This window comes from Nonomuraea jabiensis, from assembly GCF_014204795.1.
GTDB lineage: Bacteria > Actinomycetota > Actinomycetes > Streptosporangiales > Streptosporangiaceae > Nonomuraea > Nonomuraea jabiensis.
The window spans coordinates 11,874,130-11,889,054 of record NZ_JACHMB010000001.1; the positions used below are offsets into that span (position 1 = coordinate 11,874,130).

Sequence of the window (14,925 nt, forward strand, 5' to 3'; positions counted from 1 at the left end):
TCGCTAAGCTGATCAGAGACGCTGTTATTCGCATCTTGAGCGGAGAGAGGACGGATGCTTCTTCGCGTACGGGTGGCGCTGCCCGACAAGCCGGGTTCGCTCGCGCAGGTGACCAAGGTCCTGGGGGCGTCGGGGGCCGACATCACGCAGGTCACCGTGCTCGACCGGGGCGCCGGCCAGGCCGTCGACGACATCACGGTCTTCTGCGCGGAGAGCACGCCCAGGCAGTCGCTGGTCAAGAGCCTGGAGACGGTGGAGGGCGTGGCGGTCGAGGGCATCTGGACCACGCGGGAGGCCCCGGGCACGTACCCTGAGCTGGAGATCCTCAAGTACATCACCACGGCGGGCGACCGCGCCCTCACCACGCTCGTCGACTCCCTCCCGGTCCTCTTCAGCGCCGACTGGGCTGCCACGACGGCCGACCGGCGCGTCGTCTACGCCAGCTGGCGCGCCCCGAAAGACCTGATCGTCCCGGAGGAGACGCCGTCCCGTCCCACGGCCCTCACCCTGGAGGAAGGGCTGCACGTCATCCACGCCCCGCTGCCGCCCCTGGCCCTCTCCCTCCTCCTGGCCCGCTCGGAGGGCCCCGCCTTCCACCGCATCGAGGTCCACCGGCTCACCCGCATCCTGGAGATCTTCCTCAGCCTGCCCGCGACGGAGCGGAGCGTGGCACGACAGCTCCGCAAATAGGCGCACTCCGCCGCTACGCGTAACCATCCGGTCGGCGAAGGCGCTAGAGTTGTGCAGGCAGCAACGCGGAAGTGGCTCAGTGGTAGAGCATCACCTTGCCAAGGTGAGGGTCGCGGGTTCGAATCCCGTCTTCCGCTCGGAGTGATTTGACTCGGTGGCGTGGCCGAGAGGCGAGGCAGCGGCCTGCAAAGCCGTCCACACGGGTTCAAATCCCGTCGCCACCTCACGAGGACGATTAGCTCAGCGGGAGAGCGCTTCCCTGACACGGAAGAGGTCACTGGTTCAATCCCAGTATCGTCCACCACCAGGAGAGCCCCAGGTCGCCACAGGCGCCTGGGGCTCTTTCGTCGTCAGGAGTCACGAAGCCGGATGTGACGGCCCTGCCAGCGCGCCCGCAACCACCGGTCGTGGCTGGCGATCACCATCGCGCCGGGTCCCGGGGCGCCCATCGCCTCCTCCAGCTCGTCGGAGAGGCGGGGCGAGAGGTGATTGGTGGGCTCGTCGAGCAGGAGCAGCTCCGGCGGGTCCGCCACCAGCAGCGCCAGGGCGAGCCGCCGGCGCTGGCCCACGGACAGCTCGCCCACCCGCAGGTCCACGTCCCGGCGGCCGAGCAGGCCGAGGGAGCGCAGGGGCACGGACTCGGCGCGCTCCGCTCCCAGCGCCAGCTCGTACGTCTCCCGCACCGTGCGGTCCGGCCGCTCGAACACGGTGTCCTGGGCCAGCAGCCCGACGGTCAGGCCGGGCCGCCGCCGCACCACGCCCTCCGCGTCGAGCCGGCCGGCCAGCACCGCCAGGAGGGTCGATTTGCCCGCCCCGTTCGGGCCGGTGACCAGCAGGCGCTCCCCGGGCGACACGTCGAGCCGGTCGATCGCGAGCCGTCCCGGCACCCGCACGCCCCGCAACGACAGCAGGGGCACGTCGGGTGCGGCGTCATCCGCCGCGCGGGTGGCCAGGGCCTCGGTCTCGATCCCGCCCGCCACAGGGGTGGCCGGGGCGGGGGCGGCGTCCTCGGGCGCGCGGGTGGTCAGGGCGGGGGCGGCGGCGTCCGGCGCGCCGGTGGTCAGGGCGGGGGCGTGGAAGCGCAGGGGTGGCGGTGGGGCGGGTACCTGGTCGCGTTCCAGCTCGGCCAGCCGCCGGGCGGCGTTGCGGACCCTGCGCGAGATCTGGCTCTGCACGCGCCCACCGCGGTGCCCGTACCCCATCTTCTCGTTGTCGCGCCGCAGCCCGTCCAGCGCCACCCGCCGCGCCGTCACCGCGACGGCCCGGCGCAGCTCGCCCAGCTCGGCCTGCTCCGCCGCGTGCCGCTGCTCCCAGCGCTCCCGTTCGGCCCGCTTCTCGGCCAGGTACGCGCCGTACCCGCCCCCGTACCGCACGGGCCCGTCCACCGCGGGGTCGAGGTCGATCAGGTCCGTACAGACCGCGTCCAGGAACGCCCGGTCGTGGCTGGCCACGACCACGACCCCGGCCATGCCGCACAGCTGCTCCTCCACGAACACCGCGGCGGAGTCGTCCAGGTGGTTGGTGGGCTCGTCGAGCAGCAGCGCGGCGGGCCGCCTGATGAGCAGCGCCGCCAGGGCCAGCCGCCCGCGCTGCCCGCCCGACAGCGACGCGAGCGTGCGGGAACGCGGCACGCCGCCCAGGCCGAGCCGGTCGAGGACGATCTCCGCGCGCCGGTCGGCGTCCCAGGACTCGCGCTGTTGCGCCTGGTCGAGCCGGGCCCCGTACGCTTCGAGCAGAGCGGCGTCGTCCGGGGCGCCGGCGAGCGCCCGGGTGAGCCGGTCGAGCTCGGCCAGGTCCGCGCGTGACTCGCGCAGGGCGTCGTCGAGCACGTCGGCGACCGTGGCCTCGCCGTCGAACGGCAGCTCCTGGTGCAGGAAGCCGAGGTCGGCGGGGCGGACGACGGTGCCGGAGTCGGGCTGGTCCACCCCCGCCAGCAGCCGCAGCAGGGTGGACTTGCCCGCGCCGTTCTCGCCGATCAGCCCGATGCGGCGGCCGGGGGCGGCGGTGAGGGTGACGCCGTCGAGCACGCGCCGCGTGCCCAGCGTCCGTACGAGGTCGCGGGCGAGCAGCGCGTCACTCACCGGCGGGCCCTCCGGTCTCCAGCAGCCGGCCGCCGGACAGCTCCAGCCAGCGCTCCACCCCGATCTCCGCCAGGAACCGCTCGTCGTGGCTGACCACCACGAACGCCCCCTCGTACGAGCCGAGCGCGCTTTCCAGCTGCCCCACGCTGACCAGGTCGAGGTTGTTGGTGGGCTCGTCGAGCAGTACGAGCTGGGGAGCGGGTTCGGCGCAGAGCACGCAGGCCAGCGTGGCGCGCAGCCGTTCGCCGCCCGACAGCACGCCCACGGGCAGGTGCGCGCGGGCGCCCCGGAACAGGAAGCGGGCGAGCAGGTTCATCCGCTCCGCCTCCGGCATGCGGGGGGCGAACGCGGCCAAACTCTCGGCCACGGTGCGCTCGTCGTCGAGCAGGTCGAGCCGCTGCGACAGGTAGGCGACCCGCCCGTCGGCCCGCCTGGTCGTGCCGCCGTCGGGCTCCAGATCGCCGCTGATCAGGCGTAGCAGGGTCGACTTGCCCGCGCCGTTGGGGCCGGTCAGCGCGATGCGTTCGGGTCCGCGGACCGTCAGGTCGATGCCCGGCTCGGCGAACAGGCCGCGGGCCCGCAGCTGCTCGCCGTGGAACACCGTGCGCCCGGCGGGCACGTTCGTACCCGGCAGCTCCAGCGTGATCTTCTGGTCGTCGCGCAGCGCCCGCCCGGCCTCGTCGAGCCTGGCCTTGGCGTCGCTGACGCGGGCGGCGTGCATCTGGCCCGCCCGCCCGGCCGACTCCTGGGCGCCGCGCTTCATGTTCCCGGCGAAGATGCGCGGCAGCCCGGCGCTCTTGAGGTTGCGGGCGGCGTTGCTCGCCCGGCGGTCGGCGCGCTCGCGGGCCTGCTGCATCTCCCGCTTCTCGCGCTTGAGCTCCTGCTCGGCGCTGCGCACGTTCCGCTCGGCGGCCTCCCGCTCGGCGCGTACGGCCTCCTCGTACGCGGTGAAGTCGCCGCCGTAAAAGCGGACCTCGCCCCGGTCGAGCTCGGCGATGCGGTCCATGCGGTCGAGCAGGGCGCGGTCGTGGCTGACCACGAGCAGGCAGCCGTTCCAATCGCCGAGCACGTCGTAGAGCCTGCGGCGGGCGGCGAGGTCGAGGTTGTTCGTCGGCTCGTCGAGCAGCAAGACGTCGGGCCGCTTGAGCAGCTGCGCGGCCAGGCCGAGCGAGACGACCTGGCCGCCGCTCAACGTCCGCAGCGTGCGGTCGAACGCCAGGTCGCCGAGCCCGAGCCGGTCGAGCTGGGCGCGGGTGCGCTCCTCGATGTCCCAGTCGTTGCCGATCGTGGTGAAGTGCTCCTCACTGGCGTCGCCCGACTCGATGGCGTCCAGCGCGGCGATCACCGGAGCGATGCCGAGGACCTCGGCCACGGTCAGGTCGCCGGTGAGGGGCAGGCTCTGCGGCAGGTATCCGAGCAGCCCGCTGACGGACACGCTCCCGCCGGCGGGCCGGTACTCGCCGGCGATCAGCTTGAGCAGCGTGCTCTTGCCCGCGCCGTTGGGGGCGACGAGGCCCGTACGGCCGCCGCCCACGGTGAAGGACAGGTCGCTGAAGACGGGCGTGTCGTCAGGCCAGGAGAAGGACAGGCTGGAGCAGATGATGAACGCGTCGGACATTGCGAGAAGACCTCGTGAGAGAACGCGGGCGCGCCGAAGCCGCCCGGCTAAGGGGACAGGGGTTCGGGAACGACGACGAGGGCCACGCCGGCGGCGGTCATGTGCGCCTGCCGGGGCCGGTCAACCTCCGGTATCACCCGGAGATGTCGTCGTCACCTGCCACGTCTGGTCTCCTAGCCTCTGATCACGAGCGTTTCACACCATAGCACCCGCCGCGCACCGGCTGTCCCATGCCCCTCTTCGCCCGGGTCCGGGCCACGGCTTCCGCGACCGCGCCGCGGTTGCCGTCCGCCCAGCCGACGTGCTGGACGAGGCGCTCGATGCGCCAGGCGTCCGGGGTGCGGAGCATGTGGTTGGTGTACGACCCGCGCAGCAGGTAGAAGTCCGAGCGAGGAGATCGCCGAGCTGGACGCCCAGCTCGCTCCGCTCGTGGCTGCGGTGGCTTCCGGCCTGATCGCCCAGCGGGGCATCGGCGTCGAAACCGCCACCCAGCTGCTCAGCACCACCGGGGACAACCCCGACCGGCTGCACCACGAGGCCGCCTTTCGCCCACCTGTGCGCAGTCGCCCCCATCCCAGCCTCCAGCGGCCAGACCCGCCGCTTCCGGCTCAACCGGGCCGGCGACCGCGACGCCAACCGCGCCCGCACATGATCGCCATCAACCGCCTGGCCCACGACGAACACACCCGCTCCTGCGCCACCCGCCGCACCGGCGAAGGCCTGTCGAAGAAAGACATCCTGCGCTGCCTCAAGCGCTACATCGCCCGCGACGTCTACCGCATCCTCATCCGCGGCAACGAACCCGCCACCAAACCCACTACCAACTGTTTACAAGGGACTTCGAGGCTGTCCACGAGTGTCCACCGCCGTCACGGACGCCTGCTCATGCCCCCTTCTGGAGCGTTCCCACTCCAGAAGCATCCAGGGTCGTCCAGACCCGTTGGTAGCATCCGCGTTAGCAAGATCAATAGTCTCGGCGCTGCACCGTCAGAGAACGCCTCAAAGCAAGGTCTCTGGCCGAAGTACCTCGCTGCGCAAGATGCGATGGATCTCGCCAACATCGGCATTATGGTTTGTCTGACGTCGCAGTTCCTTGCGTACGGCGTCGGTCACCACGTCGGACAGGAGTACCTGGGCCAGGGACTTCGGCGACGTCGCGGCGCGAGCCCTCCACAGGTCATCGATCAGGCGGCGCTTGAACGCCTCCTTGGTCAAGTAGAAGAGCGCGTCCGTCTTGACGCTCAAGCCGGCGTCACTGAGCAGGTCAACTTCAAGGGCCAGGTCGATGACCACGGGGAGGCCAGCGGTCATGTGATATGCCTGCCACACTTGGCCGTTGGACAGGACCATCCACTCAACGCCCTCGTTCACGGCGTACATCTGCACCTGCCGCAGGTGTTTGACGTTGAGCTTCTGACTGCATCGTTTCACCTCGATGAAGGCGATCAGCTGCTTGTCGATGCGGATGCCGTAGTCAGCGAACTCCCCCTTGACCTGGTACTCCGTAGTGAGATCGTCATATTTGTCGTAGCCGAGTCCTGCACACAGGAAGTCGGTAATGAGCAGACGCGTGTCCCCTTCATTAGCATCACGCGCTATAAGATCGGTTAGCGGCTTAGAGTAGCGCCGTATCGCTGCTCGAACGCGGTCCCGCGCATCAGCCTCCCACTTCGGAACTGCCCGCGCTCCCGCCGGCTTCCTCGTTGGGGAGCTTACGACTTCCTTGGAGACCTCAGCCTGCTCGTTACCGATGATCGCCTGTGCGGCCTGCTCGCTCATAGGATCCACCTGCGCATCTAGTAGGGACAAGGCAGGTTAGACCCATTTGAAAGATCAACACATTATGTCATTGGGATCGATACGAAAACGACTCCGCAGTACCACTCTGAGTACATGAGCCAAACCACATATATGGCACAAACTTCCTCGAAGACCAATCCACTGACTAGCAGGGCGCGGATTTCAAACGATCGGACGTCGAACCCAAATAGGGGAATGTGACCGTCCGCTTTTCAGGCGGACCGATCACCCTGCTCGACTGATCGCCACCCTGGTCATAGGCGCGTGGAAGGTGGCTGGGATGCGTCGGTGTGTGGGGACGTTGCTGTCAGCCCTGCTGTCACCTCGGCCAGAGATATCCGATGGCAAGGCCCGACGAAGGAGGGCCGCGGCAGCCGATCGCCCCAGCGCTCTACGGAGAGGTCCGAAGTCGGCGATCGTCATGGCCTCCACTGCGAACACTTCATTACAGTGAAGCGGAGGGCCACGGTCGAGGGCCAGCGCTGCTGCTCAACCGTGCGACGCCATACGCGACAATCCGGCTGCATGAAGCGGCGTTGCTGTGCTTCCCTGCTGTACAGCTGACCACAGCAACCCGCGTATCCGGTGGCAAGCCGACCCGGAGCGCAGGGCCGCCAGGCCCGAGCACCGGAAGCGGCGCGGCAGCATAGGCGTCCGACCCTTCAGGGAACCTACTGTCCCGACACCGGCATCCCTTTATTCTAATTCATGAGACCAATGGCCTTGCCGTAGTTATTAAGCTTGCCGAGTACATAGTTCGCGATTGTTGCTCGGCCCGTCCTCGTTCTCCACATAAATTCGAGACGAATAGGAGCCCCCTCTTTGATGCAGTATATATCACTAAAGAAGGAGAGGTCCGCCCCCAAAGGATGTTCGATCTTGAATTGCTCCACCAATCCGGCAGCAACAAGAGCGCGCCCAACAGCCTCATTTAGGAGGCCGTCGCTTGTGCGTGAGATCTCCGCTAGCTTTACGAAAGCGTCCTTAGTGTTTTGACCCGGCTTAGGGCCACGCTTTCGAGTTCGAAGGGGCATACCCTGCAGCAGGGTACCCAAATCACTTTCTTGAATTCTACGGACCGCCGAGGAATCTGCGCTTATCTGCATCCCTTGGCCTTGCATTGCGGCATGGAGACTGGAAGTGCCGAAGGTGCGAGCTATTGCGTTTATACAGACCATGTCGAGATGAACAATACGAGCATCAAGCACAGTGCCAAGGATGCCCAGCATTTCCGGATGCTGCTTAAGCTCGTTGACTATGTTCGCTCCAGTGGAATTAACCAGCCTATCGATATCGGCGTAGGCTTGCCCCCCTCGCGTCAGTGCGGCAACGTCACCTTCGGGCTCATTTCCGGCCACAACTACCGTCCAAAGCCGGTATCGCTCTTTCACGAGTAGCCGCCGAACCCGATCCCCTGCTTGCACCGACGCTTTGCGGATACGAGCAAGGTAGCTGCCAATGGTTTCACTCTCGCCGACCAGTTTTTCCGCATGCTCAAGCGATACACCGAGCGCATCAAGAGACGCGCCATCATTTAAAGTCGCGACGGTTTGCTGAGCGATTCTCACATAATCAGCTTTGGCTGGACCTTCGAACATTGTTATAGGACCAGTCAGGCCAAAGAGAGCTTCTCCTCCGAGATTGTTGCCCAGCTCTTTCAGAAGGCTAGTAAGGTCATCCGTATTCGTAGGCCATACAACAAGAGACGTACAACCGGCCTCAGATCGAATGAACTGATTCACGGCATGCATCGTCGCTTCGATCTCTTGTCGCGAAACTTGCCCCAGCGCCTCACGACCTTCTAGAACTACGATTCGAGGATGAGACACCGGTCCCAATGGAATGCCGGAAGCAAGACCCTGGCTTTGGGAGATCCTTTGTGTCTCTACATCAACTCGGAAGAATGACACCGTATCCAAGAAGGTCGACTTACCTGCGCCCGTTTGACCGCGCAAGATCATGAAGGATCCTCGGTCAGCCGCATGCATGTCCATAAATCGTTCGTCGATTACGGCGAGCATCGATTCCACCGGAACCACGATCGCCCCCAGAGTGCCTGCGTCTAGATCGCGCAGCCGCTCAAAGCGATCTGGAATCCTGAGTTCACCAACTTCCATGCACGCATTCTGCCACCGCTGCATACCAGACTAGGCCCGAACGTGAGGTCACTCACTGTCGACTAGGGCCTCGCGCCACCGATGCGCATAGGTCACGTGAGTACGTGCTGAACAGAGAACCGGGTGTGTGTAGCGCGCTTGATGTTGCGGCGGGGTGGCCGGGCGGGACCGGCCCGGAGAGGCCGCACGCCCGCCCGGACCGCCCGGCCGCCCGCCGCCCAGCGGGTGGCGGCTTGAACCCGTAGAGAAAGTTCTCATCCGCAAACGCATGGCTCCAAATGATCTTGATGTATCCAGGCGGAAGTCCTTGCGGTAGACGTCCGTTCCCATCTCCAGCCGGAGGGATAAGTTCGCTCACGCGCGTGGCTACCGTACGCACCCTTCAAGTAGAGCCTGCCACGTGGCATACCCCTCTCGCGTGCTCATGCGGTGGGTCTCGAAGGCCTTTCTGGAGTTCGACTTGGTACGCCTAAGGAACGCTTGGCCGCCGCTGGCGCACAGCTCGTAAATGACGCCATCGCAGTGGCAGGTCCAGAGGAGTGTCCTGCGCCGTGACTCTTTGCGGGCAGTGAGCCATACGAGCCGTGTGCAGTTCGGTTGCGGCTCGGGTAGGTGGGGAGACAGGCAGTCGTTCATGCGGCTTGGCCGGCGGGGGCGAGCGAGATGAGGGCCCAGACGGTGCGGCCGACTTCGTCTCCATGGACGCCCCAACGCATGGTCAGGGTCTCCACCAGGTGGAGGCCGCGTCCGCTCTGGTCGTCGTTTTCGGCTTGGCGCAGATGTGGGGCGGTGGGGCCGCCTTCGTCGAGGACGGCGAGGATCAGCAGAGTGCTGCCCGCGTGGAGGGTGACGCCGAATCGGCCACCGGGAAGTCCACTTCGGGTGTGGCGGATGGCGTTGGTGGCCAGCTCGGACACGACCAGTTGGGCGATGTCGGTCTCGGGGCGGTCGCCCAGGTAGCTCATGACGAACTGGCGTGCCTCGCGGACCTGGGGTCTGGTGCCGGGAAAGTTGCGACACCACCGGTGGATCTCTTTGAGGCTGTTCAGCGTTGGGGACATCGCGGTTTCCTCGCGTTCGTGCAGGTCAAAGCACTGCCAATCGCTATCAGTACTTAAAGTACTAGTGCTATACTCCAAGTACAAGCGACTTGATGTACTTGCGCCGCACAATAAGTACTGGTCGAGTAAAGACATCGAGATCCCAGACCGTGACGGCGAGCCAGGAGGGCGTACATGTTCGGACTAATGGTTCGATTCACCTGCAAGGACGAGGACAGCGCTGCGGCGTTCGACATCCTCGTCGGTGAGACAATCGAGGCGATCCGCCAGCACGAGCCGGGAACGATCGTGTACGCCTCGCACCAGGTGGATGGCGAGCCGCTCCAGCGGATCTTCTATGAGCTGTACCGGGACCGGGACGCCTTCGACGCCCACGAGCAGACCGAGCACACCAGGCGTTTCCTGGCGGCCCGGGAGGAGCTGTTGGCCTCGGTTGAGGTCGACTGGCTGAGACTGCAGAGCGGGAAGGGCACGACGTCGTGAGCATGGAGTATCAGCGGGCGCTCGGACGGCGTATCGCCCAGGAGCGCAAGCGGCGTGGCCTGTCGCAGGCCGAGCTGGCACGGCTGGTGGATCGGTCGGTGGCGTGGATCTCGCAGGTGGAGCGGGGCGTGCGCAAGGTCGATCGCATGTCCGTGCTGGAGAAGGTTGCCGAGACGCTGGATGTGCCGCTGTCGGAGCTGGCCGCCGAAGCGCCTGTGGTCGCCGCCACCAATGAGGAAATGCCAGGCACGGCCGGGTTGCGGCTGGTGTTGTCCGGCGCCCATTCGCTGCAGGCCATGTTGCACGCCACGCCGGTGCCTGCCACCGATCAGCTCAAGCCGCGGGTGGATCACGCGTGGGAGCTGGCGCACGAGAGCCGCTACGTCGAACTGACGGAGCTGTTGCGCGGGCTCGTGCCGACCCTGGAGAGCGCGGTGCGGTCCGCACCCGCAGAGCGACAGGCCGAGTTGTTCGAGCTGCTGGCGGTGACGTATCAGGCGTGTTCGGCGTCGCTGGCCAAGCTGGGCGAACCGGAGGCGGCGTGGATCGCGGCCGATCGGGCGATCAGTGCGGCCGAGCGGGCAGGCAATCCGTTGATGATGGCGGCCGGGGCGTTCCGGCTGGGCTTCGTCTTCTTGGGGGCGCGGCACTTCGATCAGGTGGAGGAGACGGCGCGCACGGCCGCTGAGGCGCTGTGGTTCCTGACCGATCAGGGCAACGTGGAGGCGATGTCGCTGTGGGGTGGGCTCACCTTGCAGCGAGCGGTGGCGGCCTCGCGGCTGAATCAGGCCGACGTGGCGTACGGGCACCTGTCGCGGGCCCGTGAGATGGCGGCACGGGTTGGCGAGGGGCGCAACGACTACAACACCGAGTTCGGGCCGGCCAACGTAGCGCTGCATGAGGTGGCCGTGGCGGTGGAGGTGGGCGACGCCGGACATGCGCTGCGGGTTGGTGCCGCGGTGGACGCCTCGACGCTGTCGTCGGAACGGCGGGCGCGGCTGGCGGTGGATCTCGCGCGAGCACATGCGCAGCGTCGTCAGGTGGATGAGGCGATGGCTCAGTTGTTGGAGGCCGAGAGCATCACGCCTGAGCAGGTCCGTAACCATCGGGTCGTGCGGCAGCTCGTGTCCGACCTGCTGTCGATGCAGGATCCGACGTCGTCTGAGCTGCGGGAACTGGCCGATCGAGTGGGTGCGTAGAAAAAGCGTCCTGGGCGCGGGCACGAAGTGGTGCACGGTCGTGCCCCAAGGCGTGGGGATCTCGGGACGAGCTTCGAGCAGGTCGGCCAGGGCGCGGAGTCCAGCGATGAACGCGGGCCGTGAGTGGGTGGTGGACATCGAGGGCGTTCCTTTCACTGGCTATGGGCGGGCTGCAGGATGTGAAGGAGGTCGGCAGCGAGTTGGTCGGACACGCCCAGGCGGGTGCGGATGAGGTCTGAGGTGATCGGGCTGCCGTGCTTGGCGTGGCGCTCGTCGGCGACGCGGCGGGCGTAGGCCACGAGGGCCGGATCGGGCGTGTCCCTCGACCCCGGCACGGTCAAGGTCCTCAAGGCTCACCGCGCCCGCCAGGACGAGGAACGCCTCCGGCTCGGCGAGTCCTGGAAGGGCTGCGGCGCGTACGTCTTCACCACCGGCTGGGGAGATCCCCTCGTCCCAGACACGCCCAGCTCGCTGATGCCCAAGCTCATCGAGACCCACAACAAGCAGAACCCGAGAGCCCAACTCCCCCACGCCCGCCTGCACGATCTCCGCCACATCCACGCCACGGCCCTGCTCCTGGCCGGCGTCCCCGTCCACGTCGTCGCGGCCCGTCTCGGCCACGCCGACCCGGCGATCACCCTGCGCGTCTACGCCCACGTCATCCACGAACAGGCCGCAACGGCGGCCGACGTCTTCGCCAAGGCCGTGAACGGCTGACGGAGGCGGTCACCGTGTTAGCAAGGCCGTTAGCAAGATCGCAACATTGTCCTGACAAACATGAAGCCCCTGAACGGGAAATACCAGTTCAGGGGCTTCATCTTGCAGAGCCGACGAGGGGGATCGAACCCATGACCTTCTGTTGACAAAATAGGAGCATCCCGGTAACCACGCAACGGGTGGACGCCCGGCGAGCGGAGCGAGCGGGGTTTTCGGGTGGGCTCCAGCAGGCCCACCGCGTAACCAGGCAACGGGTGGGCGCCCGGCGAGCGGAGCGAGCGGGGGGTTTCGGGGGATCGAAAGGGGGCGGAGCCCCCTTGGGAGGCGCTGTCTGGAATTCGGAGCGCGAAGCGCCCCCTCGTGGAAGGCCGTGCTTTTCGGGAGGCGGGCCGGGCGGTGATAATGGTCCGCGCGTTCGGGGTCGGCGGCTGTTAGCGTTATCGGCGAGGGGGTGAGCCTCCGTGAGATCCAGGGACGGCAGGCCTGCGGTGCTCATGGACGTCGCCATGCTCGCCGGAGTTTCGGCCATGACCGTGTCGCGCGTGCTCAACGCGCCGGATCGGGTGCGGGCCGAGACCAGGGCGCGCGTGCTCGCCGCCGTGCAGGAGCTCGACTACCGGCCCAACCAGGCCGCGCGCCAGCTCGTCACCGGGCGGTCCGGCGTGCTCGGGGTGGTGAGCATCGACACCACCCTGTACGGGCCCGCCTCCACGCTCTACTGCATCGAGCAGGCCGCCAGGAACGCCGGGTTCAACGTGAGCATCGCCAGCCTGCCCTCGCTCACCCGCAGGTCGATGGAGGAGGGCGTCGAGCGGCTGCGCGACCAGGCCGTGGACGGGGTGATCATCGTCGCGCCGCACGAGTCGGCCGCCGACGGGCTGCGGCACCTGCCGGCCGAGATGCCCGTGGTCGCGGTCGACGCCGGCGACGACATCCCCGTGCCCGTGGCCAAGGTGGACCAGCGTACGGGCGCCGCCAGAGCCACCCGGCACCTGCTCAGCCTCGGCCATCACACGGTGTGGCACGTGGCGGGGCCGGCCGACTGGCTCGACGCGAACGGGCGCATCGAGGGGTGGCGGGGCGTGCTGGAGTCCGCCGACCGGCCGGTGCCCGAGGTGCTGCGTGGCGACTGGAGCTCACGCTCCGGCTACCAGCTCGGGCAGGAGCTGGCCCGGGATCCCGAGGTCACCGCCGTGTTCGCGGCCAACGACCAGATGGCGCTCGGCGTGCTGCGCGCCCTGCGTGAGGCGGGGCGGCGGGTGCCGGAGGACGTGAGCGTGACCGGGTTCGACGACATCCCCGAGTCGGCCTACTTCTGGCCGCCGCTGACGACCGTACGCCAGGACTTCGGCGAGGTGGGCAGGCACGCCTTCCACCTGCTGCTGGACCGGATGGCGGGGGCGTCGGTCGACGCGCGGCGGCTGGTCGAGCCGGAGCTGGTCGTGCGGGAGAGCACCGCCCCGGCCCCGGAGGAGTAGAGCCGGTGAGGGGCCGAGCGTGGGCGGTCTGTCCTGGGTGGGGTTATGGGCGGGCCAGGCGGATCACGTTCCAGGAGACCGGCGGCAGGAGCACGCGGGCCGGGTCCTGCTCCACGTCCGGTTTGGCCCGGGGCGCGATCCGGTCCGGGTCGTCGGCCGTGTTGCGGGCGTAGACGTCCGCGTCCGTCAGGGTCGTGGCCTCGACGATGCGGGCGCCGCCGAGCGCCCGGGTGTCGATCTCCAGGGAGAGCGGCCCGTCGGTCGAGCGGTTGACGGCGAACAGCGTCGTGCCCTCCTCCGAGTGCGTGGCCACCGCGTGCAGCAGCGGCACCTCGCCGAACTGCGCCGTCTCGTACGAGGGCGACACCGGCTCCACCCGCAGCACGTCACCGGCCGCGAGCCGGGACGCCTGCGCGAACGGGTGGAAGGTGGTCTGGCGCCACGCCCGCCCGCCGGGCTCGGTCACGATGGGCGCGATGACGTTGACGAGCTGGGCCAGCGACGCGGCCGTGACCCGGTCGCTGTTGCGCAGCAGGGTGATCAGCAGGCCGCCGAAGGCGACGGCGTCGGCCAGGTGGTAGTGGTCCTCCAGCAGGCGCGGCGCGACCGGCCAGTCGGCGGGCGGCGCGGCGTTCTGGAAGCGCGACAGGTACCAGACGTTCCACTCGTCGAAGGAGATGTCGATCCGCTTGCGCGACTTCAGCCGGGCGCCGACGGAGTCGGCGGTGGCCACGACGGAGCGGATGAAGTACTCCATGTCGGTCGAGCAGGCCAGGAAGCTGCCCAGGTCGCCGTCCTTCTCCTCGTAGTACGCGTGGCAGGAGATGTAGTCGACCACATCGTACGCCTCCTCCAGCACCGTGGCCTCCCACGCGCCGAAGGTGGGCATGCTGGAGCTGGAGCTGCCGCAGGCGACCAGCTCCAGGGACGGGTCCACCATGCGCATGGCGCGGGCGGTCTCGGCGGCCAGCCGGCCGTACTCGTGGGCGGTCTTGTGCCCGGTCTGCCAGGGGCCGTCCATCTCGTTGCCCAGGCACCACATCCTGATCCCGTGCGGCTCCTTGGAGCCGTTGGCGATGCGCTGGTCGGACAGCGCGGTGCCGGACGGGTGGTTGCAGTACTCCAGCAGGTCGAGGGCCGCCTCGATGCCGCGGGTGCCGAGGTTGAGGGCCATCATGGGCTCGGCGCCGGCCTTACGGCACCAGCGGACGAACTCGTCCACGCCGACCTCGTTCGTCTCGGTGCTGTGCCAGGCCAGGTCCAGCCGGCGCGGGCGCTGGTCGACGGGGCCGACGCCGTCCTCCCAGCGGTAGCCGGAGACGAAGTTGCCGCCCGGGTAGCGGACCGTGGACACCCCCAGCTCCCTGGTCAGGTCCAGCACGTCGCCGCGGAAGCCGTCCTCGTCGGCCGACGGGTGGCCCGGCTCGTAGATGCCGGTGTAGACGCAGCGCCCGAGGTGTTCGACGAACGTGCCGAAGGTGCGCCGCCGGACCGGGGCGACCTTGAACGCGGGATCGAGCGTGAGTTTGGCCTGGTGCACGGAGAGATCTCCTGGTTTCGCGGGCGTTACGTGATCCGCATTGTTAGCGATAACAAGGAGGCCGGTCAAGAGGTGCGCGCCCAGGTGGGACTGGTGGAGGAGGGGGGTTGACACGCACCTTGTTACCGCTAACACTCGGGT

Annotated in this window: 13 protein-coding genes and 3 tRNA genes; 8 read left to right on the forward strand and 8 right to left on the reverse strand. The window is 67.9% G+C overall.

Annotated elements, in window-relative coordinates:
* Window positions 1-54 precede the first annotated feature (54 nt).
* From HD596_RS54285 to HD596_RS54300, 4 genes are all read left to right on the forward strand, one after another.
* Complete coding sequence (locus tag HD596_RS54285) at window positions 55-690, forward strand: ACT domain-containing protein (protein ID WP_185077227.1); 636 nt, start codon at window positions 55-57, stop codon at window positions 688-690.
* Window positions 691-755: 65 nt separating this feature from the next.
* Window positions 756-827: transfer RNA gene (locus HD596_RS54290), tRNA-Gly, on the forward strand.
* Window positions 828-843: 16 nt separating this feature from the next.
* A tRNA-Cys gene (locus HD596_RS54295) sits at window positions 844-914 on the forward strand.
* A 5-nt stretch (window positions 915-919) separates the two neighbouring features.
* Window positions 920-994, forward strand: a tRNA-Val gene (locus tag HD596_RS54300).
* Window positions 995-1,040: 46 nt separating this feature from the next.
* Here HD596_RS54300 and HD596_RS54305 read toward each other — a convergent pair.
* The 6 genes from HD596_RS54305 to HD596_RS54330 form a co-directional block, all read right to left on the reverse strand.
* Window positions 1,041-2,771: an ABC-F family ATP-binding cassette domain-containing protein gene (locus tag HD596_RS54305; RefSeq protein ID WP_185077228.1), complete on the reverse strand. Its 1,731-nt coding sequence runs from the start codon at window positions 2,769-2,771 to the stop codon at window positions 1,041-1,043.
* A complete protein-coding gene (locus HD596_RS54310) occupies window positions 2,764-4,389 on the reverse strand; it encodes an ABC-F family ATP-binding cassette domain-containing protein (protein ID WP_185077229.1) in 1,626 nt (541 codons plus the stop codon). The genes HD596_RS54305 and HD596_RS54310 overlap by 8 nt, the downstream gene beginning before the upstream one ends.
* Window positions 4,390-4,573: 184 nt before the next feature.
* Window positions 4,574-4,738: a hypothetical protein gene (locus HD596_RS61065; protein ID WP_221520041.1), complete on the reverse strand. Its 165-nt coding sequence runs from the start codon at window positions 4,736-4,738 to the stop codon at window positions 4,574-4,576.
* 650 nt (window positions 4,739-5,388) lie between these two features.
* A complete protein-coding gene (locus tag HD596_RS54320; RefSeq protein WP_185077230.1) occupies window positions 5,389-6,168 on the reverse strand; it encodes a type I restriction enzyme HsdR N-terminal domain-containing protein in 780 nt (259 codons plus the stop codon).
* 722 nt (window positions 6,169-6,890) lie between these two features.
* Entirely contained in the window at window positions 6,891-8,306 is a 1,416-nt protein-coding gene (locus HD596_RS54325; protein WP_185077231.1) for a hypothetical protein, read from the reverse strand.
* Between the two features lie 632 nt (window positions 8,307-8,938).
* Window positions 8,939-9,367, reverse strand: coding sequence for an ATP-binding protein (locus tag HD596_RS54330; RefSeq protein ID WP_185077232.1), 429 nt, complete (start codon window positions 9,365-9,367; stop codon window positions 8,939-8,941).
* 186 nt (window positions 9,368-9,553) lie between these two features.
* Here HD596_RS54330 and HD596_RS54335 point away from each other — a divergent pair, with 186 nt between their 5' ends.
* Both HD596_RS54335 and HD596_RS54340 read left to right on the forward strand, forming a co-directional pair.
* Window positions 9,554-9,850: a putative quinol monooxygenase gene (locus HD596_RS54335; RefSeq protein WP_246555477.1), complete on the forward strand. Its 297-nt coding sequence runs from the start codon at window positions 9,554-9,556 to the stop codon at window positions 9,848-9,850.
* A gap of 2 nt (window positions 9,851-9,852) precedes the next feature.
* Window positions 9,853-11,049: a helix-turn-helix domain-containing protein gene (locus HD596_RS54340; protein ID WP_221520042.1), complete on the forward strand. Its 1,197-nt coding sequence runs from the start codon at window positions 9,853-9,855 to the stop codon at window positions 11,047-11,049.
* Window positions 11,050-11,201: 152 nt separating this feature from the next.
* Here HD596_RS54340 and HD596_RS54345 read toward each other — a convergent pair whose 3' ends face one another.
* A complete protein-coding gene (locus HD596_RS54345) occupies window positions 11,202-11,384 on the reverse strand; it encodes a hypothetical protein (RefSeq protein ID WP_185077235.1) in 183 nt (60 codons plus the stop codon).
* Here HD596_RS54345 and HD596_RS63225 point away from each other — a divergent pair.
* Together HD596_RS63225 and HD596_RS54355 are read left to right on the forward strand one after the other, a co-directional pair.
* Window positions 11,365-11,766 (forward strand): tyrosine-type recombinase/integrase, encoded by a 402-nt coding sequence (locus HD596_RS63225; protein ID WP_185077236.1) that lies wholly within the window; start codon window positions 11,365-11,367, stop codon window positions 11,764-11,766. The genes HD596_RS54345 and HD596_RS63225 overlap by 20 nt on opposite strands.
* Before the next feature lie 494 nt (window positions 11,767-12,260).
* Complete coding sequence (locus HD596_RS54355) at window positions 12,261-13,244, forward strand: LacI family DNA-binding transcriptional regulator (protein ID WP_185079324.1); 984 nt, start codon at window positions 12,261-12,263, stop codon at window positions 13,242-13,244.
* 43 nt (window positions 13,245-13,287) lie between these two features.
* Here the strand turns inward: HD596_RS54355 and arfA are convergent, their stop codons facing one another.
* Window positions 13,288-14,784: an arabinosylfuranosidase ArfA gene (gene arfA / locus HD596_RS54360; RefSeq protein WP_185077237.1), complete on the reverse strand. Its 1,497-nt coding sequence runs from the start codon at window positions 14,782-14,784 to the stop codon at window positions 13,288-13,290.
* Window positions 14,785-14,925: the final 141 nt, after the last annotated feature.

Bases quoted from the DNA above. Each gene is read 5' to 3' on its own strand.
- HD596_RS61065 (WP_221520041.1), bottom strand. From the start codon at position 4,738: ATGCTCCGCACCCCGGACGCCTGGCGCATCGAGCGCCTCGTCCAGCAC.
- HD596_RS54335 (WP_246555477.1), top strand. From the start codon at position 9,554: ATGGTTCGATTCACCTGCAAGGACGAGGACAGCGCTGCGGCGTTCGAC.
- HD596_RS54285 (WP_185077227.1), top strand. From the start codon at position 55: ATGCTTCTTCGCGTACGGGTGGCGCTGCCCGACAAGCCGGGTTCGCTC.
- HD596_RS54320 (WP_185077230.1), bottom strand. From the start codon at position 6,168: ATGAGCGAGCAGGCCGCACAGGCGATCATCGGTAACGAGCAGGCTGAG.
- HD596_RS54330 (WP_185077232.1), bottom strand. From the start codon at position 9,367: ATGTCCCCAACGCTGAACAGCCTCAAAGAGATCCACCGGTGGTGTCGC.
- HD596_RS54355 (WP_185079324.1), top strand. From the start codon at position 12,261: ATGGACGTCGCCATGCTCGCCGGAGTTTCGGCCATGACCGTGTCGCGC.
- HD596_RS54325 (WP_185077231.1), bottom strand. From the start codon at position 8,306: ATGGAAGTTGGTGAACTCAGGATTCCAGATCGCTTTGAGCGGCTGCGC.
- HD596_RS54310 (WP_185077229.1), bottom strand. From the start codon at position 4,389: ATGTCCGACGCGTTCATCATCTGCTCCAGCCTGTCCTTCTCCTGGCCT.
- HD596_RS54340 (WP_221520042.1), top strand. From the start codon at position 9,853: ATGGAGTATCAGCGGGCGCTCGGACGGCGTATCGCCCAGGAGCGCAAG.